Below are 26,109 nucleotides of genomic sequence, written 5' to 3'. Positions count from 1 at the left end.
GGTCTGACACGTTTACACCAGACTTTTCAGCCGATAGATCCACTCCAGCGCCTGGCGTGGCGTCAGGGAGTCCGGATCGAGATTCTCCAGCGCTTCAACGGCAGGCGATGTCTCCTCCGGGGCGGCAAGCAACGACATTTGCGTGCCGTCCACCTGCGTTGCCGCCGCATTGGGCGAGATGCTTTCCAGCTCGCGGAGTTTCTGGCGCGCGCGTTTGATGACTTCTTTAGGGACGCCCGCAAGCGCCGCGACCGCCAGGCCATAGCTCTTACTTGCCGCGCCGTCCTGCACGCTGTGCATAAACGCGATAGTATCGCCGTGTTCCAGCGCATCCAGGTGGACGTTCGCCACGCCTTCCATTTTCTCCGGTAATTGGGTCAGCTCGAAGTAGTGGGTAGCGAACAGCGTTAACGCTTTAATCTTATTCGCGAGATTCTCCGCGCAGGCCCAGGCCAACGACAGCCCGTCATACGTGGAGGTACCGCGCCCGATTTCATCCATCAATACCAGACTGTTTTCCGTGGCATTATGCAGAATGTTCGCGGTTTCGGTCATCTCCACCATAAAGGTCGAACGCCCGGAGGCCAGGTCGTCCGCTGCGCCGACGCGGGTAAAAATACGGTCGATGGGGCCGATTTCCACGTTTTGCGCCGGAACGTAACTGCCGATATAGGCCAGCAGGGCAATCAATGCCGTTTGTCGCATATAGGTACTTTTACCGCCCATATTGGGGCCGGTAATGATCAACATCCGGCGCTGCGGCGATAAATTGAGCGGGTTAGCGATAAACGGCTCATTCAGTACCTGTTCAACCACCGGGTGGCGACCTTCGGTAATACGGATACCGGGTTTATCGGTAAATGTCGGGCAGGTGTAATTCAGCGTCCAGGCGCGTTCGGCCAGGTTAACCAGCACATCCAGCTCCGCCAGCGCGTTGGCGCTCTGCTGTAAATCGGCCAGATGCGGCAACAGCAGATCAAACAATTCGTCATATAGCTGTTTTTCCAGCGCCAGCGCTTTGCCTTTCGAGGTCAGAACTTTATCTTCGTACTCTTTAAGCTCAGGAATAATGTAGCGTTCGGCATTTTTCAGCGTCTGGCGACGCACATAATTGATGGGCGCCAGATGGCTTTGACCACGGCTAATCTGAATGTAATAACCATGTACCGCGTTATAGCCGACTTTCAGCGTATCCAGCCCGGTACGCTCGCGCTCGCGAATTTCCAGACGATCGAGATAATCGGTGGCGCCGTCCGCCAGCGCGCGCCATTCGTCCAGCTCTTCATGGTAGCCGGGCGCAATAACGCCGCCGTCGCGGACCAGTACCGGCGGCGCGTCAATAATGGCGCGTTCCAGGAGGTCGCGCAGCTCGGCGAAATCGCCCATTTTTTTACGCAACGCCTGTACCGGCGCGCTGTCAACGGTTTCAAGCTGAGCGTGCAATTCCGGCAGCTGCTGGAAGGCGTGACGCATTCGGGCGAGATCGCGCGGACGCGCGGTGCGCAGCGCCAGACGCGCAAGGATACGCTCCAAATCGCCGACCTGACGCAGCACCGGTTGCAGTTCGCTGACGGTGTCCTGCAAGGCGCCGATGGTCTGCTGGCGTTCACGTAATATGTCGGTATTTCGTACCGGCATATGCAGCCAGCGTTTAAGCATTCGGCTACCCATTGGCGTCACGGTACAGTCAAGCACCGCGGCGAGGGTATTTTCGACACCACCGGCCAGGTTCTGGGTAATTTCCAGATTGCGGCGGGTCGCGGCATCCATAATGATGCTGTCCTGCTGGCGTTCCATCGTAATGGAACGAATATGCGGCAGGGAGGTGCGCTGGGTATCTTTTACGTACTGTAACAGGCAGCCTGCCGCACATAATCCACGCGAGGCATTTTCGACGCCGAAACCGACCAGATCCCGCGTACCGAACTGCAGATTTAACTGCTGGCGGGCGGTATCAATCTCAAACTCCCACAACGGGCGACGGCGCAGACCCCGGCGTCCCTCTATTAACGCCATTTCAGCAAAATCTTCGGCATACAACAGTTCGGCGGGATTGGTGCGCTGCAGCTCTGCGGCCATCGTTTCACGGTCGGCGGGTTCGCTCAGACGAAAGCGCCCGGAGCTGATATCCAGCGTGGCGTAACCGTAACCTTTACCATCCTGCCAGATAGCCGCCAGCAGGTTATCCTGACGCTCCTGTAACAGGGCTTCATCGCTGATAGTGCCAGGCGTAACGATACGCACGACCTTACGTTCAACGGGACCTTTGCTGGTGGCCGGATCGCCAATCTGTTCGCAAATAGCGACGGATTCGCCCTGATTGACCAGTTTCGCGAGGTAGTTTTCTACGGCGTGGTGCGGGATACCCGCCATAGGGATAGGTTCGCCAGCCGATGCGCCGCGTTTGGTCAGCGAAATATCGAGCAACTGCGACGCACGCTTTGCGTCGTCATAAAACAGCTCGTAAAAGTCTCCCATACGATAAAAGAGCAGGATCTCCGGATGCTGGGCTTTCAGCTTGAGATACTGCTGCATCATCGGGGTGTGGTTGGAGAAGTCCTTATCAAATGACTCATTCATATTGATTTTACTCGTTTTTTTATTCTTTCAAGTGCTCATGTGGCCCCAGGTAAAACCCTTATAAACTCACATAAACCCATAAATTTGTAGCTCACCTGTAGCCTAAAATGTGACAGGTTACATTCTCATCATTCCTGGACTACAACAGGGGTGATACTTTGAAAACAACTCTCAGCCAGCCTTTCATTATCAACAAGTTAAGTATCAATGTTAAGCCTGCACTCAGTCGCTCTGGAAAAATCGTTTTCGAAGCTAACCCAGCTCAAAAACTCTACACTGTTTTCGATGACCACAGAGAAGCTCCTGCTGGTTTCGGGGTAAAAGCCAGTTTGACGAAAAAAACCTACGTAATCCAGCGAAGAGTAGCCTCGTCAGATCGTAATGTCAGTGAGGGTAGGAAGCCAAGTTCTGTCTTGAAAGTAAAAGTTGGAAATGTGTTCGATTTTCCAAATATTGACGAAACAAGGCAAGCTGCCAGGCAATTAGTTCAGACCATGCTCGCAACAAAGAGAAATTTCAACAAAATTAAGAGGGAAACGGATGCTTCCGAACTCGAGACTGTAATCAAGATTGTGTTGCATGAAGGCAAGCCGATCCATTTCGCCACCACGGTTATTGCGTTTTCTTCCGATAGGTATCTGGAGCTGTGCGATCTTTACTCTTCTCAGGCGATCGAGTAACTACCTGCGTCGGATTACGGCTTCGTTTTTTTGGCCTGCGATCTTAATGCTGAAATGGGCAGAAAAACGCGAAATTTAGACGCTATTACGAATGGGCAATGGTACTTATTGAAGGCTATATCATTGCCCATAATGCAGGGAGGGTTGATATTATATAATTCTATTTCCAGATTACTTTATTTTAAAAAAAGACAGATTGCCTGAACAGAAAGAACCGGTGTCAATGTAGATTTGATTGGCGAATGTTGTTGTGTAGTCAACAATCATATGGCCGAAGATAAAAGTATCCGCACCGCGTATTGGATGGATATTCCCCTGTAACGAACCAAGCAGACGATCGCGTGACCATAGAACGCTATCAATATCAACTTGCTTCCCATAATCGTAGCTGTCATCTGGATAATCGGCATGGGCAATCACGTACTTCTTTGAGGACGTTTCAACTTCTATGATGTGAGGACGCTGCTTAAAAGTTAGTAATAGCTCAGTGGCTTCTTGCCTGTCTTTTTCGGTGACCGAGTCGTACCAGTAACCACCGTTTACATACCAGAAATTGCCATCCTGTGTTTCAAAAGCGTCAAGCGCCATAGCTTCATGATTACCCACTACAGAAATAAACCATGGGGTATTTAACAGTCTCAGTGTTTCAAGGTTTTCTTTTCCTCGATCAATGTTATCTCCAGTGGAGATCAAGAGATCGGTATCAGGAGAGAAATTTAATTGAGCCAGTCTGGTTAACAATAAGGAGTAACATCCATGAATATCACCAACGACCCAAATGTGGCGATAGAGATCGCTGTTGATGTCAGCATAACGAATTAATTCCATGATGTTCCTATAGCACAATTTTGGAGTCTGGTATTATAACAAAAAAGTAGGCCAATATTAATTTTTATTGTTTAAAATATACAGTTATTAAAATATCCTACAGGCTAGAAATGAACAGATAATATATATTTTATGAATCGGTTAATTAAAGTAGACGATGTGCTTGAAAGATGCACGATTTCTCGCGCAACACTTTATTGATTAATTGCAAAGGCATACTTTCCCGCTCAGCGGAAGCTCTATCCCGAAGGGGCTTTGTTGAATAAAGAGATTGGCGGATCTAATCGTTACTGTCGTTTCAGCATCGGGTTCCGATGGCAAAGCAAAAGTTTAAAATCAACATCGGAGCGGCAGCAATGAGGTCTGGAAAAGAAAGTGGGCTATCACCGTCGTTCAGTAGTGGAAACAGCGATGTTCCGTATCAAAACCTTGCTGGGCGGCCATCTGAGCCTGCGGAACTATGACGCGCAGGTGGGTGAAGCGATGGCGATGGTCAAAGCGCTGAACCGGATGACGTTGTTGGCAATGCCGACCAGCGTCAGGCTCGTATAACGAGTGCTCCGGTGGGAGTCCTGTATCCTTATCGTTGGCCGATTCTGAATTATTCAACAAAGCCTCATGTTGTCATAACCTACCAGATGCAGATAAAGCAGCATAAAGCGTTTTAAACGACAGCAACAAGGAAAGGGGTTGATCGTTTAATGGTACTGCGCCAAATCCTTTGTACCAGTCGCAGACCTGTTTATTTTTGGCATCAATAAGTAGGGCTACGCCACCGACCTGCAAAGCCGCCTGTATGCAACGCTTTCCGGCAGATAACAAAAGTTGTGCTCCCAGCCCTTGCCCCTGCATAGATTTGTCTACGGCTAAACGACCCAGACGAAACACCGGCACATCGTATCTCCCTAATCCTTTGCTGATTGCGCCGGGAACCTGTGCATATATCAGTGATGCAGGACTGACTGAGTAAAAGCCGTGGATACGTGTAACATCCGAATTATCAAGCGCAACATAGGTTTTCGTTGTCCCTTTCTCATGATTTTGTCGTGCATGGCGTTGCAGGAATTGGTTCAGATCGGCATCCCCACAATCAAAATTCATTCGATTGTGGGTTTTCCCTATCGCGGCCTCATGCCAGTCTGTAAACATCATTTCTTCATGTCCGGCAGGGCGAAAGCAGCGGCAAGAAGCTTTTCATTCGGCGCTGGCGGGTTATCTAAAATTTCCATGATCATTTTAGTATCGCGCTCCGTCAGATATACCCGTTCGGCGGCATCAACAATCTTCTGTGCGACAGGTAGTATGTTACTGACCACAAAATCCGTCAGGTTGGTTTGCTGGATTGCCGCAGCGCGGACTATCAACTTTTTGGCATCCGTCGATACACGTAACGACAGCCTTTCGTTAGATTCTATAGCTATCTGAGGCATGGTTTTCATCCTCCTGTTTATGAACAATATGTACAATTATAATACATATCTGTACGCTTTCAAGGCGTACATATGAGGCTGATATAGTCCAGGCATGGCAAGAAGGTCGCTCACTGTCTTTAAACAGGGGATTAACTTCGGTTTATCGCGATTGCATTATTTTAATCTCACTGATTACGTATCATCAGGGAGTTTGCTAAATATATCCATGATTCTCTTTTTTGCCGTAACTGCTTGATTGATCCTACCCGCGTAATAGGGACACAACCCTAAGCGGCGGACATCTCCTGCTCACGTTCAGAAGAAGAGAGCTGAGTTTCGCCAGCTGTAGATCTGTGATTTATACAGGTTAAGCTCGCTGGTGGCAGCGGCCACCCCAATGCGTTCCGCCAGTTTCAGGGCTTTCAGGCGTGTGCTGCTTGCGTGGCTTATTGGTGGTTGATGCTGGTTTTGTCATGTGAGTCACCTCTTGCTTGAGCGTTTACTCACTTAGTTGCGTGTCCACTATTGCTGAGTAAGATCAGAAGGTTAAAAATCAACAAAGGCTCAACGGCGTGCATTAGGCCCTGGTGATGAAGGTGGCATATGGGAGGATGTATATCCTACACTTTCATCCGGATGATGTAACAAAAATACAGGTATCGGTAATGAAACAATCATCACCGTTTAATAGAGGCCCATATATTGAGGTTCCATAATGGAAGAAGTTAACTCTGAATTCACAATCGTTGTTGAGTCTGATCTGGATAAATATGAGTTAATTGATTTTTTATCCCAAGGGATTCCAGACATAATAAAAGTGAACTTATTATATTTAAGATACGAAAATACAATGATTACAATAGAAAGAAATTATGACTGTAATCCTAAGTTGATAAATGAGAATGATGGTTGGCTGTATTATAAATATGAATTAACGGTATTTTCCATGGAGAATACCTCGTATGAATATCAGTATGAATTAGCGAATAAAATTATGAATGCTCTACGTGAGGCGGGATATCTGGCAGAATCAATTTGGTAATATACCGGTACCTATGTAACAGCATCGTCGCCACCATACATGCAGGCTAAAAAAGAGTGAATAGTCAAGCACTTCAGAAATATCTACTTGCGATATACCACCAGAACCAAATGGTCAATTTAAAACGGATGGCGTCAGAGTTACTGGTGGTCGAAAGGTAGATACAACACATTATTTTAATTTGAAAAGTATATGAAATTTACTACTTTTAATTTTAATCGATTAACAAAATTCATAGTAATTAGCTCCTGATTAATTCGACATATTTTTCATTAATCATAAAGCCATTTCCCAGCTTTCGCTGATTCAGAAAACATTCTGATTGTTAAAGGCTTACGAGTTCGTTCTACATCTTCCCGTTTTAATTTAAACCATCGTGTAAGCAGTGGAGTATTCTCCCAAGGGAAATAACACGACCATTTAACTTGTGATAAATCTACATTAAATTTTTTTTCAAATTTATCCAAAGCTTCATGCAGGTCATCGCCTGGAGCTTCAAATAAATCAGAATCAAGTTCTAATGGGATTTCTTTCCAATTGCTGTCTAAATATCCGGGAATCTCTTCACGGAAGAGTGCTAACACCTCTTGCTGAATTGTGTCCATCAAAAGGATGTCCATTGTATACGATCTTTAGGGCGTGCTATTAGGTTGTATTTTGCCTGAGTTCTCCTTGATACCTGGTAAATTGAATTCACAAGACCAACCCAACCTAACCATGGAACATATCGTGCTATGACTGCGGCAAGATTATTTGTTTTTCGCATTCTTATACCAACGGGTGTAGGAACTCTAATACCAAAAGGAGTTCGTGCATTTCGTAAAAGCATTCTCCCATACCTGGAGATAACACTTGTCCCTTTGATTGCCTCTCCCGGTTTCGTTCTGGTTTTTAACCACGGTTGCCCGGCGAGGATAGCAGCACCTGACTCAATGCCAATCCCAAGTTCATCACAAAATTGCTCAATGAAAATTACATCAAATAGTTCACCTGCTGACAGGTTCGATTGTCCGTGGTAGAAGTAGGTTCCGTTTAGTTCTTCTGTCGTATCCATTCAATCACCTTATAGACTGTTTGCCATTCATTCCAGGCATCGGGACGTTTCTGCCGCTATACTAGCCTGGTCGTCAATACGCTGTCACGGGTAAAAAGAGCGTTATCCGCGAAAAGTGGATGGGGTATCGTAAGAATGCCAACATGTGGGGCAGGAGGGGGATGTCAGTTTATCGCGATATACGAGACGATAGTTTGTCAGTATAAGTTTCGGCTATTTCCCAAGTCTGGGAGGCCGTTCTTTATCACAAATAAAAAAAGCAGCAGCGAGGTGCTGCTGTATCAAAAAGCAGATTGATAAATGCAACGTAAGAGACAAATGGCCAACCGTAAAAGTGACCATAGCTATAATAATTATATTGATATTAAGTGGCAATGCAAAATATGGTCTTAATTATATCATGATGAGTTCAGCCAACGGTGATATGGCCTTATAAGGCTTGCAGTCTTTCATGGGCAGCAAGTAACGTCTGATATATGCTTAAATTCTTACTTCCGGGTTCAAGCAAAACTTTTTTAAATTCGGTCATGAGTTGCTCTTCATCTTCTTTCGAACGCATGTATTGTGGATGTTCCTGGAAGAAGGTGAGCGCCTGTTCTTTGGTTTGTTTATATTTTTCGCAAAAAATGCTTGAGCTGATTGCGCTATTTTTTGATGCGGAATTATCAGCGTTATGGTTTGATAATGATTTATTCTTCGCAAGGTCTGACGGCACATACGGAAGAGACTGACACTCATCAATACTATTTGCGTTGGCCAGTTGCTCTTTCTGAGCGCCAGGTTGCTGTACCGGTTTGCTCACGGAGGAAGGGAGGGGCACCTGAGCACAGCCGATCAGTAAAAAGACAGGAAGACAGCTATAAAATTTTTTCATATTAACTCCAACTACAGAAGAATGAGGCGCCATGTTTTTACACAACCGTCAGAACGTTATCTGACAATAGTTATAAGGGGGCGAATGCGTTTCAGGAATGCTAGCAAAAAAAACTCCTGATATAAATAATTAATTCTCCATCCAGATGACAATATCTGAATTTTTGCTGCTGCAGAACAATAAGCCAGAATTTATACACTATGAGCTAATTTTCTATTTTAAATCAGCAAACACTATGCAAGTTGGCCAATTTAATTAGCGGGCGGCATCAGTTTCATAATGATTGCATCAGGATTTTGCCACCCGCTCCCGGTATTGTTTACATATTAAAATGATTTTTAACTGGTGCTGACAACTATGCTAAATACGCAGGAAGTACTTAAAGAAGGAGAGAAGCGGAAAATCCGCAGCCCGGAAGCATGGTTTATACAGACGTGTTCCGCGCAAAAGCTGCATATGTCATTTTCTGAAAGCCGACACAATGAAAATTGCCTGATTCAGGAAGGCGCGCTGCTTTTTTGCGAGCAGGCCGTTGTCGCACCAGTATCAGGAGACCTGGTTTTTCGACCGTTAAAAATTGAAGTACTCAGCAAATTACTGGCATTTATCGATGGCGCAGGATTAGTGGACACGACATATGCTGAATCCGATAAATGGGTTTTGCTGAGTCCTGAGTTTCGCGCTATTTGGCAAGATCGTAAACGCTGCGAGTACTGGTTTTTGCAGCAAATTATTACGCCTTCTCCGGCCTTCAATAAGGTACTGGCGCTGTTACGAAAAAGCGAGAGTTACTGGTTGGTTGGCTATTTACTCGCTCAGTCAACCAGCGGCAACACGATGAGAATGCTGGGAGAAGACTATGGCGTTTCTTATACCCATTTTCGTCGTTTGTGCAGCAGAGCGTTGGGCGGAAAAGCGAAGAGTGAATTACGAAACTGGCGTATGGCGCAATCGCTGCTGAATAGTGTAGAAGGCCACGAGAACATCACCCAATTAGCCGTTAATCATGGTTACTCATCGCCTTCACATTTTTCTAGTGAGATCAAAGAGCTGATCGGCGTTTCGCCGCGGAAATTATCAAATATTATTCAATTGGCAGACAAATGAAGACACATATTCTTTTGGCCAGAGTGCTGGCATGTGCCGCGCTTGTTCTGGTTACACCTGGTTATTCTAGTGAAAAAATACCTGTAACGGGAAGTGGGTTTGTTGCGAAAGACGATAGCCTGCGGACATTTTTCGATGCCATGGCGCTACAGCTAAAGGAGCCTGTCATTGTTAGCAAAATGGCGGCACGAAAAAAAATTACGGGCAACTTTGAGTTTCACGATCCTAACGCATTACTGGAGAAGCTTTCCCTACAACTGGGGCTGATTTGGTATTTCGATGGGCAGGCTATCTATATTTATGACGCCAGTGAAATGCGCAATGCCGTGGTTTCTTTACGCAACGTCTCACTCAATGAGTTCAACAATTTTCTAAAACGCTCAGGTTTATATAACAAAAATTACCCGCTACGTGGCGATAACCGTAAAGGAACATTCTATGTTTCAGGGCCACCCGTCTATGTTGATATGGTGGTCAACGCCGCCACCATGATGGACAAGCAAAACGATGGTATTGAGCTGGGACGCCAGAAAATAGGGGTGATGCGTCTGAACAATACCTTCGTGGGCGATCGTACCTATAATCTGCGCGATCAGAAAATGGTTATTCCCGGTATTGCTACGGCCATTGAAAGGTTATTGCAGGGAGAAGAGCAACCCTTAGGTAATATTGTCAGTAGCGAACCCCCGGCGATGCCAGCGTTTTCAGCGAATGGAGAAAAAGGTAAAGCAGCAAATTATGCCGGTGGCATGAGTCTGCAGGAAGCTTTAAAGCAAAATGCCGCGGCGGGCAATATTAAAATCGTGGCCTATCCGGATACCAACAGTTTGTTAGTAAAGGGAACGGCTGAGCAGGTGCATTTTATCGAAATGCTGGTTAAAGCGCTGGATGTCGCCAAACGTCACGTAGAATTATCCCTGTGGATTGTCGATCTTAATAAAAGCGATCTGGAGCGTTTGGGCACTTCATGGAGCGGCAGCATAACTATTGGGGACAAACTTGGCGTGTCATTAAACCAGTCTTCAATAAGTACCCTCGATGGCAGTCGATTCATCGCCGCGGTCAATGCGTTAGAAGAGAAGAAACAGGCGACGGTGGTTTCGCGCCCGGTATTACTGACTCAGGAAAATGTTCCCGCTATTTTTGATAACAACAGAACGTTTTACACCAAGCTGATTGGGGAACGTAATGTGGCGCTTGAGCATGTAACATACGGAACAATGATCCGAGTGCTGCCCCGTTTTTCCGCAGATGGTCAGATAGAAATGTCGCTGGACATTGAAGATGGCAACGATAAGACGCCGCAATCTGATACTACCACCTCCGTAGATGCGTTACCCGAAGTCGGGCGAACGTTAATTAGCACTATTGCGAGAGTGCCGCACGGAAAAAGTTTGCTGGTCGGGGGTTATACACGGGATGCAAATACCGATACTGTCCAAAGTATTCCGTTTTTAGGCAAATTACCGCTTATTGGTAGCCTGTTCCGTTATTCCAGTAAGAATAAAAGTAATGTTGTTCGTGTGTTCATGATTGAACCAAAAGAAATTGTCGACCCGTTAACGCCGGATGCCAGCGAATCGGTAAACAATATTCTGAAGCAAAGCGGTGCCTGGAGTGGGGACGATAAGTTACAGAAATGGGTTCGTGTTTATCTGGATAGAGGTCAGGAGGCAATTAAATGATTCCTGGCTCAACCTCCGGTATTTCATTTTCCAGAATATTGTCCCGGCAGACATCTCATCAGGATGCGACCCAGCATACTGATGCGCAACAGGCGGAAATACAACAGGCCGCAGAGGATTCGTCTCCAGGGGCGGAAGTACAAAAATTTGTCCAGTCGACGGACGAAATGTCAGCGGCGCTGGCGCAATTTCGTAACCGTCGCGATTATGAAAAAAAATCCAGTAATTTATCTAACAGTTTTGAACGCGTGCTGGAGGATGAGGCTTTACCGAAGGCGAAGCAAATCTTAAAGCTAATTAGCGTACATGGCGGCGCGTTAGAAGATTTTTTACGTCAGGCGCGTAGCTTATTTCCTGACCCCAGTGATTTAGTCCTTGTGTTACGCGAATTGCTTCGTCGTAAAGACCTGGAAGAGATCGTGCGGAAAAAGCTGGAGTCGTTACTTAAGCACGTTGAAGAGCAAACCGATCCGAAGACCCTCAAGGCAGGGATTAATTGTGCGTTGAAGGCCCGGCTTTTTGGGAAAACATTATCGTTAAAACCAGGCTTATTGCGCGCCAGCTATCGGCAATTTATCCAGAGTGAATCACATGAAGTGGAGATTTACTCTGACTGGATAGCCAGTTATGGCTATCAACGTCGACTGGTGGTACTGGATTTTATTGAGGGTTCGCTATTAACCGATATTGACGCGAATGACGCCAGCTGTTCGCGCCTGGAGTTTGGCCAGCTTTTACGACGCCTGACGCAACTTAAAATGTTGCGCTCCGCTGACCTACTGTTTGTGAGTACATTGTTGTCGTATTCGTTTACCAAAGCGTTTAATGCGGAGGAGTCGTCGTGGTTACTACTGATGCTTTCGCTATTGCAACAGCCACATGAAGTGGATTCGCTGTTAGCCGATATTATAGGTTTGAATGCGTTATTGCTTAGTCATAAAGAACATGCATCCTTTTTGCAGATATTTTATCAAGTATGTAAAGCCATACCCTCTTCACTCTTTTATGAAGAATATTGGCAGGAAGAATTGTTAATGGCGTTACGTAGTATGACCGATATTGCCTACAAGCATGAAATGGCAGAACAGCGTCGTACTATTGAAAAGCTGTCTTAATTTAATATTAACAGGATACCTATAGTGCTGCTTTCTCTACTTAACAGTGCTCGTTTACGACCTGAATTACTGATTCTGGTACTAATGGTGATGATCATTTCTATGTTCGTCATTCCATTACCTACCTATCTGGTTGATTTCCTGATCGCACTGAATATCGTACTGGCGATATTGGTGTTTATGGGGTCGTTCTACATTGACAGAATCCTCAGTTTTTCAACGTTTCCTGCGGTACTGTTAATTACCACGCTCTTTCGTCTGGCATTATCGATCAGTACCAGTCGTCTTATCTTGATTGAAGCCGATGCCGGTGAAATTATCGCCACGTTCGGGCAATTCGTTATTGGCGATAGCCTGGCGGTGGGTTTTGTTGTCTTCTCTATTGTCACCGTGGTCCAGTTTATCGTTATTACCAAAGGTTCAGAACGTGTCGCGGAAGTCGCGGCCCGATTTTCTCTGGATGGTATGCCCGGTAAACAGATGAGTATTGATGCCGATTTGAAGGCCGGTATTATTGATGCGGATGCCGCGCGCGAACGGCGAAGCGTACTGGAAAGGGAAAGCCAGCTTTACGGTTCCTTTGACGGTGCGATGAAGTTTATCAAAGGTGACGCTATTGCCGGCATCATTATTATCTTTGTGAACTTTATTGGCGGTATTTCGGTGGGGATGACTCGCCATGGTATGGATTTGTCCTCCGCCCTGTCTACTTATACCATGCTGACCATTGGTGATGGTCTTGTCGCCCAGATCCCCGCATTGTTGATTGCGATTAGTGCCGGTTTTATCGTGACCCGCGTAAATGGCGATAGCGATAATATGGGGCGGAATATCATGACGCAGCTGTTGAACAACCCATTTGTATTGGTTGTTACGGCTATTTTGACCATTTCAATGGGAACTCTGCCGGGATTCCCACTGCCGGTTTTTGTTATTTTATCGGTGGTTTTAAGCGTACTCTTCTATTTTAAATTCCGTGAAGCAAAACGTAGCGCCGCCAAACCTAAAACCAGCAAAGGCGAGCAGCCGCTCAGTATTGAGGAAAAAGAAGGGTCGTCGTTAGGACTGATTGGCGATCTCGATAAAGTCTCTACAGAGACCGTACCGTTGATATTACTTGTGCCGAAGAGCCGGCGTGAAGATCTGGAAAAAGCTCAACTTGCGGAGCGTCTACGTAGTCAGTTCTTTATTGATTATGGCGTGCGCCTGCCGGAAGTATTGTTACGCGATGGCGAGGGCCTGGACGATAACAGCATCGTATTGTTGATTAATGAGATCCGTGTTGAACAATTTACGGTCTATTTTGATTTGATGCGAGTGGTAAATTATTCCGATGAAGTCGTGTCCTTTGGTATTAATCCAACAATCCATCAGCAAGGTAGCAGTCAGTATTTCTGGGTAACGCATGAAGAGGGGGAGAAACTCCGGGAGCTTGGCTATGTGTTGCGGAACGCGCTTGATGAGCTTTACCACTGTCTGGCGGTGACGCTGGCGCGCAACGTCAATGAATATTTCGGTATTCAGGAAACAAAACATATGCTGGACCAACTGGAAGCGAAATTTCCTGATTTACTTAAAGAAGTGCTCAGACATGCCACGGTACAACGTATATCTGAAGTTTTGCAGCGTTTGTTAAGCGAACGTGTTTCCGTGCGTAATATGAAGTTAATTATGGAAGCGCTCGCATTGTGGGCGCCAAGAGAAAAAGATGTCATTAACCTTGTGGAGCATATTCGTGGAGCAATGGCGCGTTATATTTGTCATAAATTCGCCAATGGCGGCGAATTACGAGCAGTAATGGTATCTGCTGAAGTTGAGGATGTTATTCGCAAAGGGATCCGTCAGACCTCTGGCAGTACCTTCCTCAGCCTTGACCCGGAAGCCTCCGCTAATTTGATGGATCTCATTACACTTAAGTTGGATGATTTATTGATTGCACATAAAGATCTTGTCCTCCTTACGTCTGTCGATGTCCGTCGATTTATTAAGAAAATGATTGAAGGTCGTTTTCCGGATCTGGAGGTTTTATCTTTCGGTGAGATAGCAGATAGCAAGTCAGTGAATGTTATAAAAACAATATAAGGGCTTAATTAAGGAAAAGATCTATGCAACATTTGGATATCGCTGAATTAGTTCGTTCCGCACTGGAAGTAAGTGGTTGCGATCCTTCATTAATTGGAGGAATAGATAGCCATTCAACAATTGTTCTGGATTTATTTGCATTGCCAAGTATCTGTATCAGCGTCAAGGACGATGATGTATGGATCTGGGCGCAATTGGGTGCTGACAGCATGGTGGTATTACAACAGCGGGCTTATGAAATCTTAATGACCATAATGGAAGGATGCCATTTTGCCCGCGGCGGGCAATTACTACTGGGGGAGCAGAATGGGGAGCTAACGCTTAAAGCCTTAGTGCATCCGGATTTTTTATCTGACGGTGAAAAGTTCTCTACTGCCTTGAATGGGTTTTACAACTATCTGGAAGTTTTTAGTCGGTCGCTAATGAGATGAAAACACCTCGTTTACTGCAATATCTGGCCTACCCACAAAAAATAACCGGCCCAATTATTGAGGCGGAATTGCGCGATGTGGCCATTGGCGAACTGTGTGAAATACGCCGTGGCTGGCACCAAAAACAGGTTGTTGCACGTGCGCAGGTGGTTGGCTTACAGCGGGAACGCACCGTGCTGAGCCTTATCGGCAATGCCCAGGGGCTGAGCCGCGATGTCGTGCTTTATCCCACTGGACGTGCGTTATCGGCGTGGGTGGGATACTCGGTATTAGGCGCGGTGTTGGATCCGACAGGGAAAATCGTTGAGCGTTTTACCCCTGAAGTGGCGCCGATTAGCGAAGAACGCGTTATTGATGTCGCACCGCCGTCTTACGCTTCACGCGTTGGCGTCCGTGAACCGCTGATTACCGGTGTGCGCGCGATTGACGGGTTATTGACCTGTGGCGTAGGCCAGCGAATGGGCATTTTTGCCTCCGCAGGATGCGGTAAGACCATGCTGATGCATATGCTGATCGAGCAAACGGAGGCGGATGTCTTTGTTATCGGTCTTATCGGTGAACGAGGCCGTGAGGTCACTGAATTCGTGGATATGTTGCGCGCTTCGCATAAGAAAGAAAAATGCGTGCTGGTTTTTGCCACTTCCGATTTCCCCTCGGTCGATCGCTGCAATGCGGCGCAACTGGCGACAACCGTAGCGGAATATTTTCGCGACCAGGGAAAACGGGTCGTGCTTTTTATCGATTCCATGACCCGTTATGCGCGTGCTTTGCGAGACGTGGCACTGGCGTCGGGAGAGCGTCCGGCTCGTCGAGGTTATCCCGCCTCCGTATTCGATAATTTGCCCCGCTTGCTGGAACGCCCAGGGGCGACCAGCGAGGGAAGCATTACTGCCTTTTATACGGTACTGCTGGAAAGCGAGGAAGAGGCGGACCCGATGGCGGATGAAATTCGCTCTATCCTTGACGGTCACCTGTATCTGAGCAGAAAGCTGGCCGGGCAGGGACATTACCCGGCAATCGATGTACTGAAAAGCGTAAGCCGCGTTTTTGGACAAGTCACGACGCCGACACATGCTGAACAGGCATCTGCCGTGCGTAAATTAATGACGCGTTTGGAAGAGCTCCAGCTTTTCATTGACTTGGGAGAATATCGTCCTGGCGAAAATATCGATAACGATCGGGCGATGCAGATGCGGGATAGCCTGAAAGCCTGGTTATGCCAGCCGGTAGCGCAGTATTCATCCTTTGATGACACGTTGAGCGGTATGAATGCATTCGCTGACCAGAATTAAAGTATTGCAGCGGCGCTGTACGGTATTTCATTCACAGTGTGAGTCGATATTACTTCGCTATCAGGATGAGGACCGCGGGCTGCAGGCCGAGGAGGAGGCGATCCTTGAACAAATAGCGGGTCTGAAATTGTTATTAGATACGCTGCGTGCAGAAAACAGACAGCTCAGTCGTGAGGAAATTTATACGTTATTACGTAAGCAGTCTATTGTTCGCCGGCAGATAAAAGATTTAGAACTCCAGATTATACAAATTCAGGAAAAACGGAGCGAGCTGGAAAAGAAAAGGGAAGAGTTTCAGAAAAAAAGTAAATATTGGTTGCGCAAAGAAGGGAACTATCAACGCTGGATAATCCGTCAGAAAAGATTCTATATCCAGCGAGAGATACAGCAGGAAGAGGCCGAGTCAGAGGAGATAATTTAATGGGCGATGTGTCAGCTGTCAGTTCATCCGGGAACATTTTACTGCCGCAGCAGGATGAGGTTGGCGGTTTATCAGAAGCATTAAAAAAAGCGGTGGAAAAACATAAGACAGAATATTCCGGTGATAAAAAAGATCGCGACTATGGCGATGCTTTCGTAATGCATAAAGAAACGGCTTTACCGTTATTACTGGCGGCATGGCGACATGGCGCGCCAGCGAAATCAGAACATCACAATGGCAACGTTTCTGGTCTGCATCATAACGGAAAAAGCGAACTCAGGATTGCTGAAAAACTGTTGAAAGTCACTGCTGAAAAATCTGTCGGTTTGATCTCTGCGGAGGCCAAAGTAGATAAATCCGCAGCGTTGCTATCGTCTAAAAATAGGCCGTTAGAAAGCGTAAGCGGTAAAAAATTATCTGCTGATTTAAAAGCTGTGGAATCCGTTAGTGAAGTAACCGATAACGCCACGGGAATCTCTGACGATAATATCAAGGCATTGCCTGGGGATAATAAAGCCATCGCGGGCGAAGGCGTTCGTAAAGAGGGCGCGCCGCTGGCGCGGGATGTCGCACCTGCCCGAATGGCCGCAGCCAATACCGGTAAGCCTGAAGATAAAGATCATAAAAAGGTTAAAGATGTTTCTCAGCTTCCGCTGCAACCAACCACTATCGCCGATCTTAGCCAATTAACCGGCGGCGATGAAAAAATGCCTTTAGCGGCGCAATCAAAGCCGATGATGACTATTTTTCCCACTGCCGATGGCGTGAAAGGAGAGGATAGCTCGCTGACTTACCGTTTTCAGCGCTGGGGAAATGACTATTCCGTCAATATTCAGGCGCGGCAAGCAGGGGAGTTTTCGTTAATACCGTCAAATACGCAGGTTGAACATCGTTTGCATGATCAATGGCAAAACGGTAATCCCCAGCGCTGGCACCTGACGCGAGACGATCAACAAAATCCGCAGCAGCAACAGCACAGACAGCAATCTGGCGAGGAGGATGACGCCTGATGTCATTGCGTGTGAGACAGATTGATCGTCGCGAATGGCTATTGGCGCAAACCGCGACAGAATGCCAGCGCCATGGCCGGGAAGCGACGCTGGAATATCCGACGCGACAGGGAATGTGGGTTCGGTTGAGCGATGCAGAAAAACGGTGGTCGGCCTGGATTAAACCTGGGGACTGGCTTGAGCATGTCTCTCCCGCTCTGGCTGGGGCGGCGGTTTCTGCTGGCGCTGAGCACCTGGTCGTTCCCTGGCTTGCTGCAACAGAGCGACCGTTTGAGTTGCCCGTGCCGCATTTGTCCTGTCGGCGTTTATGCGTAGAGAACCCCGTACCGGGAAGCGCGCTGCCGGAAGGGAAATTGTTGCACATTATGAGCGATCGGGGCGGCCTGTGGTTTGAGCATCTTCCTGAACTGCCTGCAGTCGGGGGCGGCAGGCCGAAAATGCTGCGTTGGCCGTTGCGCTTTGTAATCGGTAGCAGTGATACGCAGCGTTCGTTGCTGGGCCGAATCGGGATCGGAGATGTACTCCTGATTCGTACTTCCCGTGCGGAAGTTTATTGCTACGCGAAAAAGTTAGGTCATTTCAACCGTGTTGAAGGGGGAATTATTGTGGAAACGTTAGATATTCAACATATCGAAGAAGAAAATAATACAACTGAAACTGCAGAAACTCTGCCTGGCTTGAATCAATTGCCCGTCAAACTGGAATTTGTTTTGTATCGTAAGAACGTTACCCTCGCCGAACTCGAAGCCATGGGGCAGCAACAGCTATTATCACTGCCGACCAATGCTGAACTTAACGTTGAAATTATGGCGAATGGTGTTTTGCTGGGTAATGGCGAACTGGTACAGATGAATGACACCTTAGGCGTTGAGATCCATGAATGGCTGAGCGAGTCTGGTAATGGGGAATGATATCTCATTAATTGCCTTACTGGCATTTTCCACCCTGTTGCCATTTATTATTGCGTCAGGAACCTGTTTCGTTAAATTTTCTATTGTATTTGTCATGGTGCGTAACGCCCTGGGATTACAGCAGATACCTTCAAATATGACGCTTAACGGCGTCGCATTGCTGCTTTCTATGTTTGTTATGTGGCCCATAATGCATGATGCCTACGTCTATTTTGAGGACGAAGATGTCACCTTTAATGATATTTCATCATTAAGTAAACACGTTGATGAAGGTCTGGATGGTTATCGCGATTATCTGATCAAATATTCAGATCGCGAGTTAGTTCAGTTTTTTGAAAACGCGCAACTGAAGCGTCAGTATGGAGAAGAGACCGAGACGGTAAAGCGTGACAAAGATGAAATTGAAAAACCTTCAATATTTGCGTTATTACCTGCTTATGCGCTGAGCGAAATAAAAAGCGCGTTTAAAATTGGTTTTTATCTTTATTTGCCCTTTGTCGTCGTCGACCTGGTGGTATCCAGCGTGCTACTGGCGCTGGGGATGATGATGATGAGTCCGGTGACGATATCTACACCTATTAAGCTGGTGCTTTTTGTCGCGCTTGATGGCTGGACCTTACTGTCTAAGGGATTGATATTACAGTATATGGACATTGCAACATGACATCATTACGAGACGGGATAGTTAAATGGATGATTTAGTGTTTGCAGGTAATAAGGCGCTCTATCTTGTTTTGATCCTGTCAGGGTGGCCGACGATTGTCGCAACGATTATCGGCCTCCTGGTAGGGTTATTCCAGACGGTAACGCAATTACAGGAACAGACGCTGCCTTTTGGCATTAAATTACTTGGCGTGTGTTTATGCTTGTTTTTACTGTCTGGCTGGTATGGCGAAGTTTTACTCTCTTACGGGCGTCAGGTGATATTCCTGGCGTTGGCTAAGGGGTAAAAAATGTTTTACGCGTTGTACTTTGAAATTCATCACCTGGTTGCGTCTGCGGCGCTAGGGTTTGCTCGCGTGGCGCCGATTTTTTTCTTCCTGCCGTTTTTGAATAGCGGGGTATTAAGCGGTGCGCCGAGAAACGCCATTATCATCCTGGTGGCATTGGGAGTATGGCCGCATGCATTGAACGAGGCGCCGCCGTTTTTATCGGTGGCGATGATCCCGTTAGTTCTGCAAGAAGCGGCGGTAGGCGTCATGCTGGGCTGTCTGCTGTCATGGCCTTTTTGGGTTATGCATGCGCTGGGTTGTATTATCGATAACCAGCGAGGGGCAACGCTAAGTAGTAGTATCGATCCGGCAAACGGTATTGATACCTCGGAAATGGCTAATTTCCTGAATATGTTTGCCGCTGTCGTTTATTTACAAAACGGCGGTCTGGTCACGATGGTTGACGTGTTAAATAAAAGCTATCAGCTATGCGATCCGATGAACGAGTGCACGCCTTCATTACCGCCGCTATTAACGTTTATTAATCAGGTGGCTCAAAACGCCTTGGTTCTGGCCAGTCCGGTGGTATTAGTGCTGTTGCTGTCAGAAGTATTCCTGGGTTTATTGTCGCGCTTTGCTCCGCAAATGAACGCTTTTGCGATTTCACTGACGGTAAAAAGCGGTATTGCCGTTTTAATTATGCTGCTTTATTTCTCTCCGGTACTACCGGACAATGTACTGCGACTCTCTTTCCAGGCCACAGGGTTAAGCAGTTGGTTTTACGAGCGAGGGGCGACGCATGTCCTCGAATAAAACAGAAAAACCGACTAAAAAACGGCTGGAAGACTCCGCTAAAAAAGGCCAGTCATTTAAAAGTAAAGATCTCATTATCGCCTGCCTGACGCTGGGAGGAATTGCCTATCTGGTGTCGTATGGCTCATTTAATGAGTTTATGGGGATAATTAAGATCATTATTGCGGATAATTTTGATCAGAGCATGGCTGACTACAGTTTGGCCGTTTTTGGGATAGGGTTAAAATATCTGATTCCATTTATGCTGCTCTGCTTAGTGTGTTCCGCATTACCGGCGTTATTACAGGCCGGTTTTGTGCTGGCGACAGAAGCATTAAAGCCTAATTTATCGGCGTTAAACCCGGTAGAAGGGGCAAAAAAACTTTTTAGTATGCGCACGGTTAAAGATACGGTCAAAACCCTACTGTATCTCTCATCCTTTGTGGTGGCCGCCATCATTTGCTGGAAGAAATATAAGGTTGAAATCTTTTCTCAGCTAAATGGCAATATTGTAGGTATTGCCGTCATTTGGCGTGAACTTCTCCTCGCATTGGTATTAACTTGCCTTGCTTGCGCATTGATTGTCTTATTATTGGATGCTATTGCGGAATATTTCCTGACCATGAAAGATATGAAAATGGATAAGGAAGAAGTGAAGCGTGAAATGAAGGAGCAGGAAGGGAACCCAGAGGTTAAATCTAAAAGACGTGAAGTTCATATGGAAATTCTGTCTGAACAGGTGAAATCTGATATTGAAAACTCACGCCTGATTGTTGCCAACCCCACGCATATTACGATCGGGATTTATTTTAAACCCGAATTGATGCCGATTCCGATGATCTCGGTGTATGAAACGAATCAGCGCGCACTGGCCGTCCGCGCCTATGCGGAGAAGGTTGGCGTACCTGTGATCGTCGATATCAAACTGGCGCGCAGTCTTTTCAAAACCCATCGCCGTTATGATCTGGTGAGTCTGGAAGAAATTGATGAAGTTTTACGTCTTCTGGTTTGGCTGGAAGAGGTAGAAAACGCGGGCAAAGACGTTATTCAGCCACAAGAAAACGAGGTACGGCATTGAGCCGCGTAAGGCAGTAGCGATGTATTCATTGGGCGTTTTTTGAATGTTCACTAACCACCGTCGGGGTTTAATAACTGCATCAGATAAACGCAGTCGTTAAGTTCTACAAAGTCGGTGACAGATAACAGGAGTAAGTAATGGATTATCAAAATAATGTCAGCGAAGAACGTGTTGCGGAAATGATTTGGGATGCCGTTAGTGAAGGCGCCACGCTAAAAGACGTTCATGGGATCCCTCAAGATATGATGGACGGTTTATATGCTCATGCTTATGAGTTTTATAACCAGGGACGACTGGATGAAGCTGAGACGTTCTTTCGTTTCTTATGCATTTATGATTTTTACAATCCCGATTACACCATGGGACTGGCGGCAGTATGCCAACTGAAAAAACAATTTCAGAAAGCATGTGACCTTTATGCAGTAGCGTTTACGTTACTTAAAAATGATTATCGCCCCGTTTTTTTTACCGGGCAGTGTCAATTATTAATGCGTAAGGCAGCAAAAGCCAGACAGTGTTTTGAACTTGTCAATGAACGTACTGAAGATGAGTCTCTGCGGGCAAAAGCGTTGGTCTATCTGGAGGCGCTAAAAACGGCGGAGACAGAGCAGCACAGTGAACAAGAAAAGGAATAATTATGGTAAATGACGCAAGTAGCATTAGCCGTAGCGGATATACCCAAAATCCGCGCCTCGCTGAGGCGGCTTTTGAAGGCGTTCGTAAGAACACGGACTTTTTAAAAGCGGCGGATAAAGCTTTTAAAGATGTGGTGGCAACGAAAGCGGGCGACCTTAAAGCCGGAACAAAGTCCGGCGAGAGCGCTATTAATACGGTGGGTCTAAAGCCGCCTACGGACGCCGCCCGGGAAAAACTCTCCAGCGAAGGGCAATTGACATTACTGCTTGGCAAGTTAATGACCCTACTGGGCGATGTTTCGCTGTCTCAACTGGAGTCTCGTCTGGCGGTATGGCAGGCGATGATTGAGTCACAAAAAGAGATGGGGATTCAGGTATCGAAAGAATTCCAGACGGCTCTGGGAGAGGCTCAGGAGGCGACGGATCTCTATGAAGCCAGTATCAAAAAGACGGATACCGCCAAGAGTGTTTATGACGCTGCGACCAAAAAACTGACGCAGGCGCAAAATAAATTGCAATCGCTGGACCCGGCTGACCCCGGCTATGCACAAGCTGAAGCCGCGGTAGAACAGGCCGGAAAAGAAGCGACAGAGGCGAAAGAGGCCTTAGATAAGGCCACGGATGCGACGGTTAAAGCAGGCACAGACGCCAAAGCGAAAGCCGAGAAAGCGGATAACATTCTGACCAAATTCCAGGGAACGGCTAATGCCGCCTCTCAGAATCAGGTTTCCCAGGGTGAGCAGGATAATCTGTCAAATGTCGCCCGCCTCACTATGCTCATGGCCATGTTTATTGAGATTGTGGGCAAAAATACGGAAGAAAGCCTGCAAAACGATCTTGCGCTTTTCAACGCCTTGCAGGAAGGGCGTCAGGCGGAGATGGAAAAGAAATCGGCTGAATTCCAGGAAGAGACGCGCAAAGCCGAGGAAACGAACCGCATTATGGGATGTATCGGGAAAGTCCTCGGCGCGCTGCTAACCATTGTCAGCGTTGTGGCCGCTGTTTTTACCGGTGGGGCGAGTCTGGCGCTGGCTGCGGTGGGACTTGCGGTAATGGTGGCCGATGAAATTGTGAAGGCGGCGACGGGAGTGTCGTTTATTCAGCAGGCGCTAAACCCGATTATGGAGCATGTGCTGAAGCCGTTAATGGAGCTGATTGGCAAGGCGATTACCAAAGCGCTGGAAGGATTAGGCGTCGATAAGAAAACGGCAGAGATGGCCGGCAGCATTGTTGGTGCGATTGTCGCCGCTATTGCCATGGTGGCGGTCATTGTGGTGGTCGCAGTTGTCGGGAAAGGCGCGGCGGCGAAACTGGGTAACGCGCTGAGCAAAATGATGGGCGAAACGATTAAGAAGTTGGTGCCTAACGTGCTGAAACAGTTGGCGCAAAACGGCAGCAAACTCTTTACCCAGGGGATGCAACGTATTACTAGCGGTCTGGGTAATGTGGGTAGCAAGATGGGCCTGCAAACGAATGCCTTAAGTAAAGAGCTGGTAGGTAATACCCTAAATAAAGTGGCGTTGGGCATGGAAGTCACGAATACCGCAGCCCAGTCAGCCGGTGGTGTTGCCGAGGGCGTATTTATTAAAAATGCCAGCGAGGCGCTTGCTGATTTTATGCTCGCCCGTTTTGCCATGGATCAGATTCAGCAGTGGCTTAAACAATCCGTAGAAATATTTGGTGAAAACCAGAAGGTAACGGCGGAACTGCAAAAAGCCATGTCTTCTGCGGTACAGCAAAATGCGGATGCTTCGCGTTTTATTCTGCGCCAGAGTCGCGCATAAAAACTGCCAAAATAAAGGGAGAAAAATATGTTAATTAGTAATGTGGGAATAAATCCCGCCGCTTATTTAAATAATCATTCTGTTGAGAATAGTTCACAGACAGCTTCGCAATCCGTTAGCGCTAAAGATATTCTGAATAGTATTGGTATTAGCAGCAGTAAAGTCAGTGACCTGGGGTTGAGTCCTACACTGAGCGCGCCTGCGCCAGGGGTATTAACGCAAACCCCCGGAACGATCACGTCCTTTTTAAAAGCCAGTATTCAAAATACCGACATGAATCAGGATTTGAATGCTCTGGCAAATAATGTCACGACTAAAGCGAATGAGGTTGTGCAAACCCAGTTACGCGAGCAGCAGGCAGAAGTCGGAAAGTTTTTTGATATTAGCGGAATGTCTTCCAGTGCCGTTGCGCTGTTGGCTGCCGCGAATACGTTAATGCTGACGTTGAACCAGGCTGATAGCAAACTGTCTGGTAAGTTGTCATTAGTCAGTTTTGATGCAGCTAAAACGACGGCAAGCTCCATGATGCGCGAAGGGATGAATGCGTTGTCCGGTAGTATTTCCCAGAGCGCGCTTCAGTTGGGGATCACTGGCGTGGGCGCCAAACTGGAATATAAGGGGCTGCAGAATGAAAGAGGCGCGCTTAAACATAATGCCGCGAAGATCGATAAACTGACCACTGAAAGCCACAGTATTAAAAACGTGCTGAACGGGCAGAATAGCGTCAAACTCGGTGCTGAAGGCGTCGATTCTCTGAAATCGTTAAATATGAAGAAAACCGGTACCGATGCGACGAAAAATCTTAATGATGCGACGCTTAAATCTAATGCCGGAACCAGCGCCACGGAAAGTCTGGGTATTAAAGACAGTAATAAACAAATCTCCCCTGAACATCAGGCTATTCTGTCGAAACGTCTTGAGTCTGTCGAATCCGATATTCGTCTTGAGCAGAATACCATGGATATGACCCGAATCGATGCGCGCAAGATGCAGATGACGGGCGATCTGATTATGAAGAACTCGGTCACGGTCGGTGGTATTGCAGGGGCGTCCGGGCAGTACGCCGCTACTCAGGAACGTTCCGAGCAGCAAATTAGCCAGGTGAATAACCGGGTTGCCAGCACCGCATCGGACGAAGCCCGTGAAAGTTCACGTAAATCGACCAGCCTGATTCAGGAAATGCTGAAAACAATGGAGAGCATTAACCAGTCGAAAGCATCCGCACTCGCTGCTATCGCAGGCAATATTCGCGCTTAATCTGAAAGGTCATCTATACGCCATCATGGGTGTGATTTAATCGCGCTCCTGATGGCGAACTGGGGATATTATGCTTAATATTCAAAATTATTCCGCTTCTCCTCATCCGGGGATCGTTGCCGAACGGCCGCAGACTCCCTCGGCGAGCGAGCACGTCGAGACTGCCGTGGTACCGTCTACCACAGAACATCGCGGTACAGATATCATTTCATTATCGCAGGCGGCTACTAAAATCCACCAGGCACAGCAGACGCTGCAGTCAACGCCACCGATCTCTGAAGAGAATAATGACGAGCGCACGCTGGCGCGCCAGCAGTTGACCAGCAGCCTGAATGCGCTGGCGAAGTCCGGCGTGTCATTATCCGCAGAACAAAATGAGAACCTGCGGAGCGCGTTTTCTGCGCCGACGTCGGCCTTATTTAGCGCTTCGCCTATGGCGCAGCCGAGAACAACCATTTCTGATGCTGAGATTTGGGATATGGTTTCCCAAAATATATCGGCGATAGGTGACAGCTATCTGGGCGTTTATGAAAACGTTGTCGCAGTCTATACCGATTTTTATCAGGCCTTCAGTGATATTCTTTCCAAAATGGGAGGCTGGTTATTACCAGGTAAGGACGGTAATACCGTTAAGCTAGATGTTACCTCACTCAAAAATGATTTAAACAGTTTAGTCAATAAATATAATCAAATAAACAGTAATACCGTTTTATTTCCAGCGCAGTCAGGCAGCGGCGTTAAAGTAGCCACTGAAGCGGAAGCGAGACAGTGGCTCAGTGAATTGAATTTACCGAATAGCTGCCTGAAATCTTATGGATCCGGTTATGTCGTCACCGTTGATCTGACGCCATTACAAAAAATGGTTCAGGATATTGATGGTTTAGGCGCGCCGGGAAAAGACTCAAAACTCGAAATGGATAACGCCAAATATCAAGCCTGGCAGTCGGGTTTTAAAGCGCAGGAAGAAAATATGAAAACCACATTACAGACGCTGACGCAAAAATATAGCAATGCCAATTCATTGTACGACAACCTGGTAAAAGTGCTGAGCAGTACGATAAGTAGCAGCCTGGAAACCGCCAAAAGCTTCCTGCAAGGATAACAGAA

At 47.0% G+C, this 26,109-nt stretch carries 27 protein-coding genes and 23 other annotated features; of the genes, 20 read left to right on the top strand and 7 right to left on the bottom strand.

Translation table 11 applies throughout. The features are described 5' to 3' along the window. Positions 1-12 precede the first annotated feature (12 nt). Positions 13-2,596, bottom strand: a protein-coding gene (mutS, locus tag STM2909; RefSeq protein ID NP_461830.1) for a methyl-directed mismatch repair. Within the gene, positions 13-2,580 belong to an annotated coding region; the region does not span the whole gene. After that, positions 2,591-2,596: a ribosome-binding site (putative RBS for mutS; RegulonDB:STMS1H002967), on the bottom strand. Its footprint overlaps the gene before it by 6 nt. Positions 2,597-2,731: 135 nt before the next feature. Next, positions 2,732-2,737 (top strand) — a ribosome-binding site (putative RBS for STM2908; RegulonDB:STMS1H002966). On the opposite strand from mutS, the gene STM2908 reads away from it, so the two are divergent. After that, the gene (locus tag STM2908) for a putative cytoplasmic protein (RefSeq protein NP_461829.1) occupies positions 2,732-3,260 on the top strand. Within the gene, positions 2,739-3,260 belong to an annotated coding region; the region does not span the whole gene. It overlaps the preceding feature by 6 nt. 171 nt (positions 3,261-3,431) lie before the next feature. Here the strand turns inward: STM2908 and pphB are convergent. Continuing rightward, positions 3,432-4,098, bottom strand: a protein-coding gene (gene pphB / locus STM2907; RefSeq protein NP_461828.1) for a serine/threonine specific protein phosphatase 2. Within the gene, positions 3,432-4,088 belong to an annotated coding region; the region does not span the whole gene. After that, positions 4,093-4,098: a ribosome-binding site (putative RBS for pphB; RegulonDB:STMS1H002965), on the bottom strand. It overlaps the preceding gene by 6 nt. A 349-nt stretch (positions 4,099-4,447) precedes the next feature. Then, positions 4,448-4,453, top strand: a ribosome-binding site (putative RBS for STM2906; RegulonDB:STMS1H002964). Here pphB and STM2906 point away from each other — a divergent pair. After that, the gene (locus STM2906) for a putative cytoplasmic protein (protein ID NP_449286.1) occupies positions 4,448-4,640 on the top strand. Within the gene, positions 4,452-4,640 belong to an annotated coding region; the region does not span the whole gene. Its footprint overlaps the feature before it by 6 nt. A gap of 72 nt (positions 4,641-4,712) precedes the next feature. On the opposite strand, the gene STM2905 is transcribed toward STM2906, so the two are convergent. Continuing rightward, positions 4,713-5,245 (bottom strand): putative acetyltransferase gene (locus tag STM2905; protein ID NP_461826.1). Within the gene, positions 4,713-5,240 belong to an annotated coding region; the region does not span the whole gene. Beyond that, positions 5,237-5,535, bottom strand: a protein-coding gene (locus tag STM2904) for a putative ABC-type transport system (RefSeq protein ID NP_461825.1). Within the gene, positions 5,237-5,527 belong to an annotated coding region; the region does not span the whole gene. The genes STM2905 and STM2904 overlap by 9 nt, the downstream gene beginning before the upstream one ends. After that, positions 5,240-5,245: a ribosome-binding site (putative RBS for STM2905; RegulonDB:STMS1H002963), on the bottom strand. Its footprint overlaps the gene before it by 6 nt. After that, positions 5,530-5,535 (bottom strand) — a ribosome-binding site (putative RBS for STM2904; RegulonDB:STMS1H002962). (Lies within the gene STM2904.) A gap of 674 nt (positions 5,536-6,209) precedes the next feature. Beyond that, positions 6,210-6,215: a ribosome-binding site (putative RBS for STM2903; RegulonDB:STMS1H002961), on the top strand. Here STM2904 and STM2903 point away from each other — a divergent pair. Beyond that, the gene (locus STM2903; protein NP_461824.1) for a putative cytoplasmic protein occupies positions 6,210-6,542 on the top strand. Within the gene, positions 6,216-6,542 belong to an annotated coding region; the region does not span the whole gene. Its footprint overlaps the feature before it by 6 nt. A gap of 272 nt (positions 6,543-6,814) precedes the next feature. Here the strand turns inward: STM2903 and STM2902 are convergent. From STM2902 to invH, 3 genes are all read right to left on the bottom strand, one after another. Next, positions 6,815-7,162, bottom strand: a complete 348-nt coding sequence (locus STM2902) for a putative cytoplasmic protein (protein NP_461823.1) — start codon at positions 7,160-7,162, stop codon at positions 6,815-6,817. Further along, the gene (locus STM2901) for a putative cytoplasmic protein (RefSeq protein ID NP_461822.1) occupies positions 7,147-7,602 on the bottom strand. Within the gene, positions 7,147-7,596 belong to an annotated coding region; the region does not span the whole gene. The genes STM2902 and STM2901 overlap by 16 nt, the downstream gene beginning before the upstream one ends. Next, positions 7,597-7,602, bottom strand: a ribosome-binding site (putative RBS for STM2901; RegulonDB:STMS1H002960). It overlaps the preceding gene by 6 nt. 424 nt (positions 7,603-8,026) lie before the next feature. Beyond that, positions 8,027-8,475, bottom strand: a protein-coding gene (gene invH, locus STM2900; protein NP_461821.1) for an invasion protein. Within the gene, positions 8,027-8,470 belong to an annotated coding region; the region does not span the whole gene. Next, positions 8,470-8,475 (bottom strand) — a ribosome-binding site (putative RBS for invH; RegulonDB:STMS1H002959). (Overlaps the previous gene by 6 nt.) Before the next feature lie 451 nt (positions 8,476-8,926). On the opposite strand from invH, the gene invF reads away from it, so the two are divergent. The 17 genes from invF to sipD all read left to right on the top strand — a co-directional run bounded on the left by invF (position 8,927) and on the right by sipD (position 26,104). Beyond that, positions 8,927-9,577 carry an invasion protein gene (gene invF / locus STM2899; RefSeq protein ID NP_461820.1) on the top strand — a complete coding sequence of 217 codons (651 nt, stop codon included), beginning with the start codon at positions 8,927-8,929 and terminating at the stop codon, positions 9,575-9,577. Beyond that, positions 9,574-11,262, top strand: a complete 1,689-nt coding sequence (gene invG, locus STM2898; RefSeq protein NP_461819.1) for an outer membrane invasion protein — start codon at positions 9,574-9,576, stop codon at positions 11,260-11,262. The genes invF and invG overlap by 4 nt, the downstream gene beginning before the upstream one ends. Continuing rightward, positions 11,251-11,256 (top strand) — a ribosome-binding site (putative RBS for invE; RegulonDB:STMS1H002958). Its footprint overlaps the gene before it by 6 nt. Continuing rightward, positions 11,251-12,377, top strand: a protein-coding gene (invE, locus tag STM2897) for an invasion protein (RefSeq protein NP_461818.1). Within the gene, positions 11,259-12,377 belong to an annotated coding region; the region does not span the whole gene. The genes invG and invE overlap by 12 nt, the downstream gene beginning before the upstream one ends. Positions 12,378-12,394: 17 nt before the next feature. Then, positions 12,395-12,400: a ribosome-binding site (putative RBS for invA; RegulonDB:STMS1H002957), on the top strand. Then, positions 12,395-14,459 (top strand): invasion protein gene (gene invA / locus STM2896; protein ID NP_461817.1). Within the gene, positions 12,402-14,459 belong to an annotated coding region; the region does not span the whole gene. (Overlaps the previous feature by 6 nt.) Before the next feature lie 16 nt (positions 14,460-14,475). Further along, positions 14,476-14,481, top strand: a ribosome-binding site (putative RBS for invB; RegulonDB:STMS1H002956). Next, positions 14,476-14,890, top strand: a protein-coding gene (gene invB, locus STM2895; RefSeq protein ID NP_461816.1) for a surface presentation of antigens. Within the gene, positions 14,483-14,890 belong to an annotated coding region; the region does not span the whole gene. It overlaps the preceding feature by 6 nt. Further along, on the top strand, positions 14,887-16,182 hold the full coding sequence (gene invC / locus STM2894) for a surface presentation of antigens (RefSeq protein ID NP_461815.1): 1,296 nt from the start codon (positions 14,887-14,889) through the stop codon (positions 16,180-16,182). The genes invB and invC overlap by 4 nt, the downstream gene beginning before the upstream one ends. Beyond that, positions 16,155-16,160 (top strand) — a ribosome-binding site (putative RBS for invI; RegulonDB:STMS1H002955). Its footprint overlaps the gene before it by 6 nt. Beyond that, positions 16,155-16,603 (top strand): surface presentation of antigens gene (invI, locus tag STM2893; RefSeq protein ID NP_461814.1). Within the gene, positions 16,160-16,603 belong to an annotated coding region; the region does not span the whole gene. The genes invC and invI overlap by 28 nt, the downstream gene beginning before the upstream one ends. Then, positions 16,595-16,600 (top strand) — a ribosome-binding site (putative RBS for invJ; RegulonDB:STMS1H002954). It overlaps the preceding gene by 6 nt. Next, the gene (gene invJ / locus STM2892) for a surface presentation of antigens (RefSeq protein ID NP_461813.1) occupies positions 16,595-17,613 on the top strand. Within the gene, positions 16,603-17,613 belong to an annotated coding region; the region does not span the whole gene. Before invI ends, invJ begins: the two co-directional genes overlap by 9 nt. Then, positions 17,605-17,610 (top strand) — a ribosome-binding site (putative RBS for spaO; RegulonDB:STMS1H002953). Its footprint overlaps the gene before it by 6 nt. Then, positions 17,605-18,524 (top strand): surface presentation of antigens gene (gene spaO, locus STM2891; RefSeq protein NP_461812.1). Within the gene, positions 17,613-18,524 belong to an annotated coding region; the region does not span the whole gene. Before invJ ends, spaO begins: the two co-directional genes overlap by 9 nt. After that, positions 18,509-18,514, top strand: a ribosome-binding site (putative RBS for spaP; RegulonDB:STMS1H002952). Its footprint overlaps the gene before it by 6 nt. Next, the gene (spaP, locus tag STM2890) for a surface presentation of antigens (RefSeq protein NP_461811.1) occupies positions 18,509-19,188 on the top strand. Within the gene, positions 18,514-19,188 belong to an annotated coding region; the region does not span the whole gene. Before spaO ends, spaP begins: the two co-directional genes overlap by 16 nt. A 21-nt stretch (positions 19,189-19,209) precedes the next feature. Then, positions 19,210-19,215: a ribosome-binding site (putative RBS for spaQ; RegulonDB:STMS1H002951), on the top strand. Further along, the gene (gene spaQ, locus STM2889; RefSeq protein NP_461810.1) for a surface presentation of antigens occupies positions 19,210-19,474 on the top strand. Within the gene, positions 19,214-19,474 belong to an annotated coding region; the region does not span the whole gene. It overlaps the preceding feature by 6 nt. Continuing rightward, positions 19,472-19,477, top strand: a ribosome-binding site (putative RBS for spaR; RegulonDB:STMS1H002950). It overlaps the preceding gene by 3 nt. Then, positions 19,472-20,269, top strand: a protein-coding gene (gene spaR, locus STM2888) for a surface presentation of antigens (RefSeq protein NP_461809.1). Within the gene, positions 19,478-20,269 belong to an annotated coding region; the region does not span the whole gene. (Overlaps the previous feature by 6 nt.) Before spaQ ends, spaR begins: the two co-directional genes overlap by 3 nt. Continuing rightward, positions 20,249-20,254 (top strand) — a ribosome-binding site (putative RBS for spaS; RegulonDB:STMS1H002949). (Overlaps the previous gene by 6 nt.) Next, positions 20,249-21,326 (top strand): surface presentation of antigens gene (spaS, locus tag STM2887; RefSeq protein NP_461808.1). Within the gene, positions 20,256-21,326 belong to an annotated coding region; the region does not span the whole gene. The genes spaR and spaS overlap by 21 nt, the downstream gene beginning before the upstream one ends. A 125-nt stretch (positions 21,327-21,451) precedes the next feature. Then, positions 21,452-21,457: a ribosome-binding site (putative RBS for sicA; RegulonDB:STMS1H002948), on the top strand. Continuing rightward, positions 21,452-21,961 (top strand): surface presentation of antigens gene (gene sicA / locus STM2886; RefSeq protein NP_461807.1). Within the gene, positions 21,464-21,961 belong to an annotated coding region; the region does not span the whole gene. (Overlaps the previous feature by 6 nt.) Beyond that, positions 21,957-21,962, top strand: a ribosome-binding site (putative RBS for sipB; RegulonDB:STMS1H002947). Its footprint overlaps the gene before it by 5 nt. After that, positions 21,957-23,745, top strand: a protein-coding gene (gene sipB / locus STM2885; protein NP_461806.1) for a cell invasion protein. Within the gene, positions 21,964-23,745 belong to an annotated coding region; the region does not span the whole gene. It overlaps the preceding feature by 6 nt. Before sicA ends, sipB begins: the two co-directional genes overlap by 5 nt. A gap of 22 nt (positions 23,746-23,767) precedes the next feature. After that, positions 23,768-23,773 (top strand) — a ribosome-binding site (putative RBS for sipC; RegulonDB:STMS1H002946). Next, the gene (gene sipC / locus STM2884; RefSeq protein NP_461805.1) for a cell invasion protein occupies positions 23,768-25,002 on the top strand. Within the gene, positions 23,773-25,002 belong to an annotated coding region; the region does not span the whole gene. Its footprint overlaps the feature before it by 6 nt. Before the next feature lie 64 nt (positions 25,003-25,066). After that, positions 25,067-25,072 (top strand) — a ribosome-binding site (putative RBS for sipD; RegulonDB:STMS1H002945). Continuing rightward, positions 25,067-26,104, top strand: a protein-coding gene (gene sipD / locus STM2883) for a cell invasion protein (protein NP_461804.1). Within the gene, positions 25,073-26,104 belong to an annotated coding region; the region does not span the whole gene. It overlaps the preceding feature by 6 nt. Positions 26,105-26,109 lie beyond the last annotated feature (5 nt).

Origin of the sequence: Salmonella enterica subsp. enterica serovar Typhimurium str. LT2 (genome assembly GCF_000006945.2) — a bacterium.
In the GTDB taxonomy this organism is placed as follows: Bacteria; Pseudomonadota; Gammaproteobacteria; order Enterobacterales; family Enterobacteriaceae; genus Salmonella; species Salmonella enterica.
Note: the sequence above shows the minus strand (reverse complement) of the source record. Positions and strands in the feature narration are given on the sequence as shown.

Coding starts and splice junctions, on each gene's coding strand:
- invG (NP_461819.1), top strand. CDS start 9,574: ATGAAGACACATATTCTTTTGGCCAGAGTGCTGGCATGTGCCGCGCTT.
- mutS (NP_461830.1), bottom strand. CDS start 2,580: ATGAATGAGTCATTTGATAAGGACTTCTCCAACCACACCCCGATGATG.
- sicA (NP_461807.1), top strand. CDS start 21,464: ATGGATTATCAAAATAATGTCAGCGAAGAACGTGTTGCGGAAATGATT.
- pphB (NP_461828.1), bottom strand. CDS start 4,088: ATGGAATTAATTCGTTATGCTGACATCAACAGCGATCTCTATCGCCAC.
- invI (NP_461814.1), top strand. CDS start 16,160: ATGCATTCGCTGACCAGAATTAAAGTATTGCAGCGGCGCTGTACGGTA.
- sipD (NP_461804.1), top strand. CDS start 25,073: ATGCTTAATATTCAAAATTATTCCGCTTCTCCTCATCCGGGGATCGTT.
- invB (NP_461816.1), top strand. CDS start 14,483: ATGCAACATTTGGATATCGCTGAATTAGTTCGTTCCGCACTGGAAGTA.
- STM2903 (NP_461824.1), top strand. CDS start 6,216: ATGGAAGAAGTTAACTCTGAATTCACAATCGTTGTTGAGTCTGATCTG.
- invJ (NP_461813.1), top strand. CDS start 16,603: ATGGGCGATGTGTCAGCTGTCAGTTCATCCGGGAACATTTTACTGCCG.
- spaP (NP_461811.1), top strand. CDS start 18,514: ATGGGGAATGATATCTCATTAATTGCCTTACTGGCATTTTCCACCCTG.
- STM2904 (NP_461825.1), bottom strand. CDS start 5,527: ATGAAAACCATGCCTCAGATAGCTATAGAATCTAACGAAAGGCTGTCG.
- spaO (NP_461812.1), top strand. CDS start 17,613: ATGTCATTGCGTGTGAGACAGATTGATCGTCGCGAATGGCTATTGGCG.
- STM2901 (NP_461822.1), bottom strand. CDS start 7,596: ATGGATACGACAGAAGAACTAAACGGAACCTACTTCTACCACGGACAA.
- STM2902 (NP_461823.1), bottom strand. CDS start 7,162: ATGGACATCCTTTTGATGGACACAATTCAGCAAGAGGTGTTAGCACTC.
- invE (NP_461818.1), top strand. CDS start 11,259: ATGATTCCTGGCTCAACCTCCGGTATTTCATTTTCCAGAATATTGTCC.
- spaQ (NP_461810.1), top strand. CDS start 19,214: ATGGATGATTTAGTGTTTGCAGGTAATAAGGCGCTCTATCTTGTTTTG.
- sipC (NP_461805.1), top strand. CDS start 23,773: ATGTTAATTAGTAATGTGGGAATAAATCCCGCCGCTTATTTAAATAAT.
- spaR (NP_461809.1), top strand. CDS start 19,478: ATGTTTTACGCGTTGTACTTTGAAATTCATCACCTGGTTGCGTCTGCG.
- invC (NP_461815.1), top strand. CDS start 14,887: ATGAAAACACCTCGTTTACTGCAATATCTGGCCTACCCACAAAAAATA.
- STM2905 (NP_461826.1), bottom strand. CDS start 5,240: ATGATGTTTACAGACTGGCATGAGGCCGCGATAGGGAAAACCCACAAT.
- spaS (NP_461808.1), top strand. CDS start 20,256: ATGTCCTCGAATAAAACAGAAAAACCGACTAAAAAACGGCTGGAAGAC.
- invH (NP_461821.1), bottom strand. CDS start 8,470: ATGAAAAAATTTTATAGCTGTCTTCCTGTCTTTTTACTGATCGGCTGT.
- sipB (NP_461806.1), top strand. CDS start 21,964: ATGGTAAATGACGCAAGTAGCATTAGCCGTAGCGGATATACCCAAAAT.
- invF (NP_461820.1), top strand. CDS start 8,927: ATGTCATTTTCTGAAAGCCGACACAATGAAAATTGCCTGATTCAGGAA.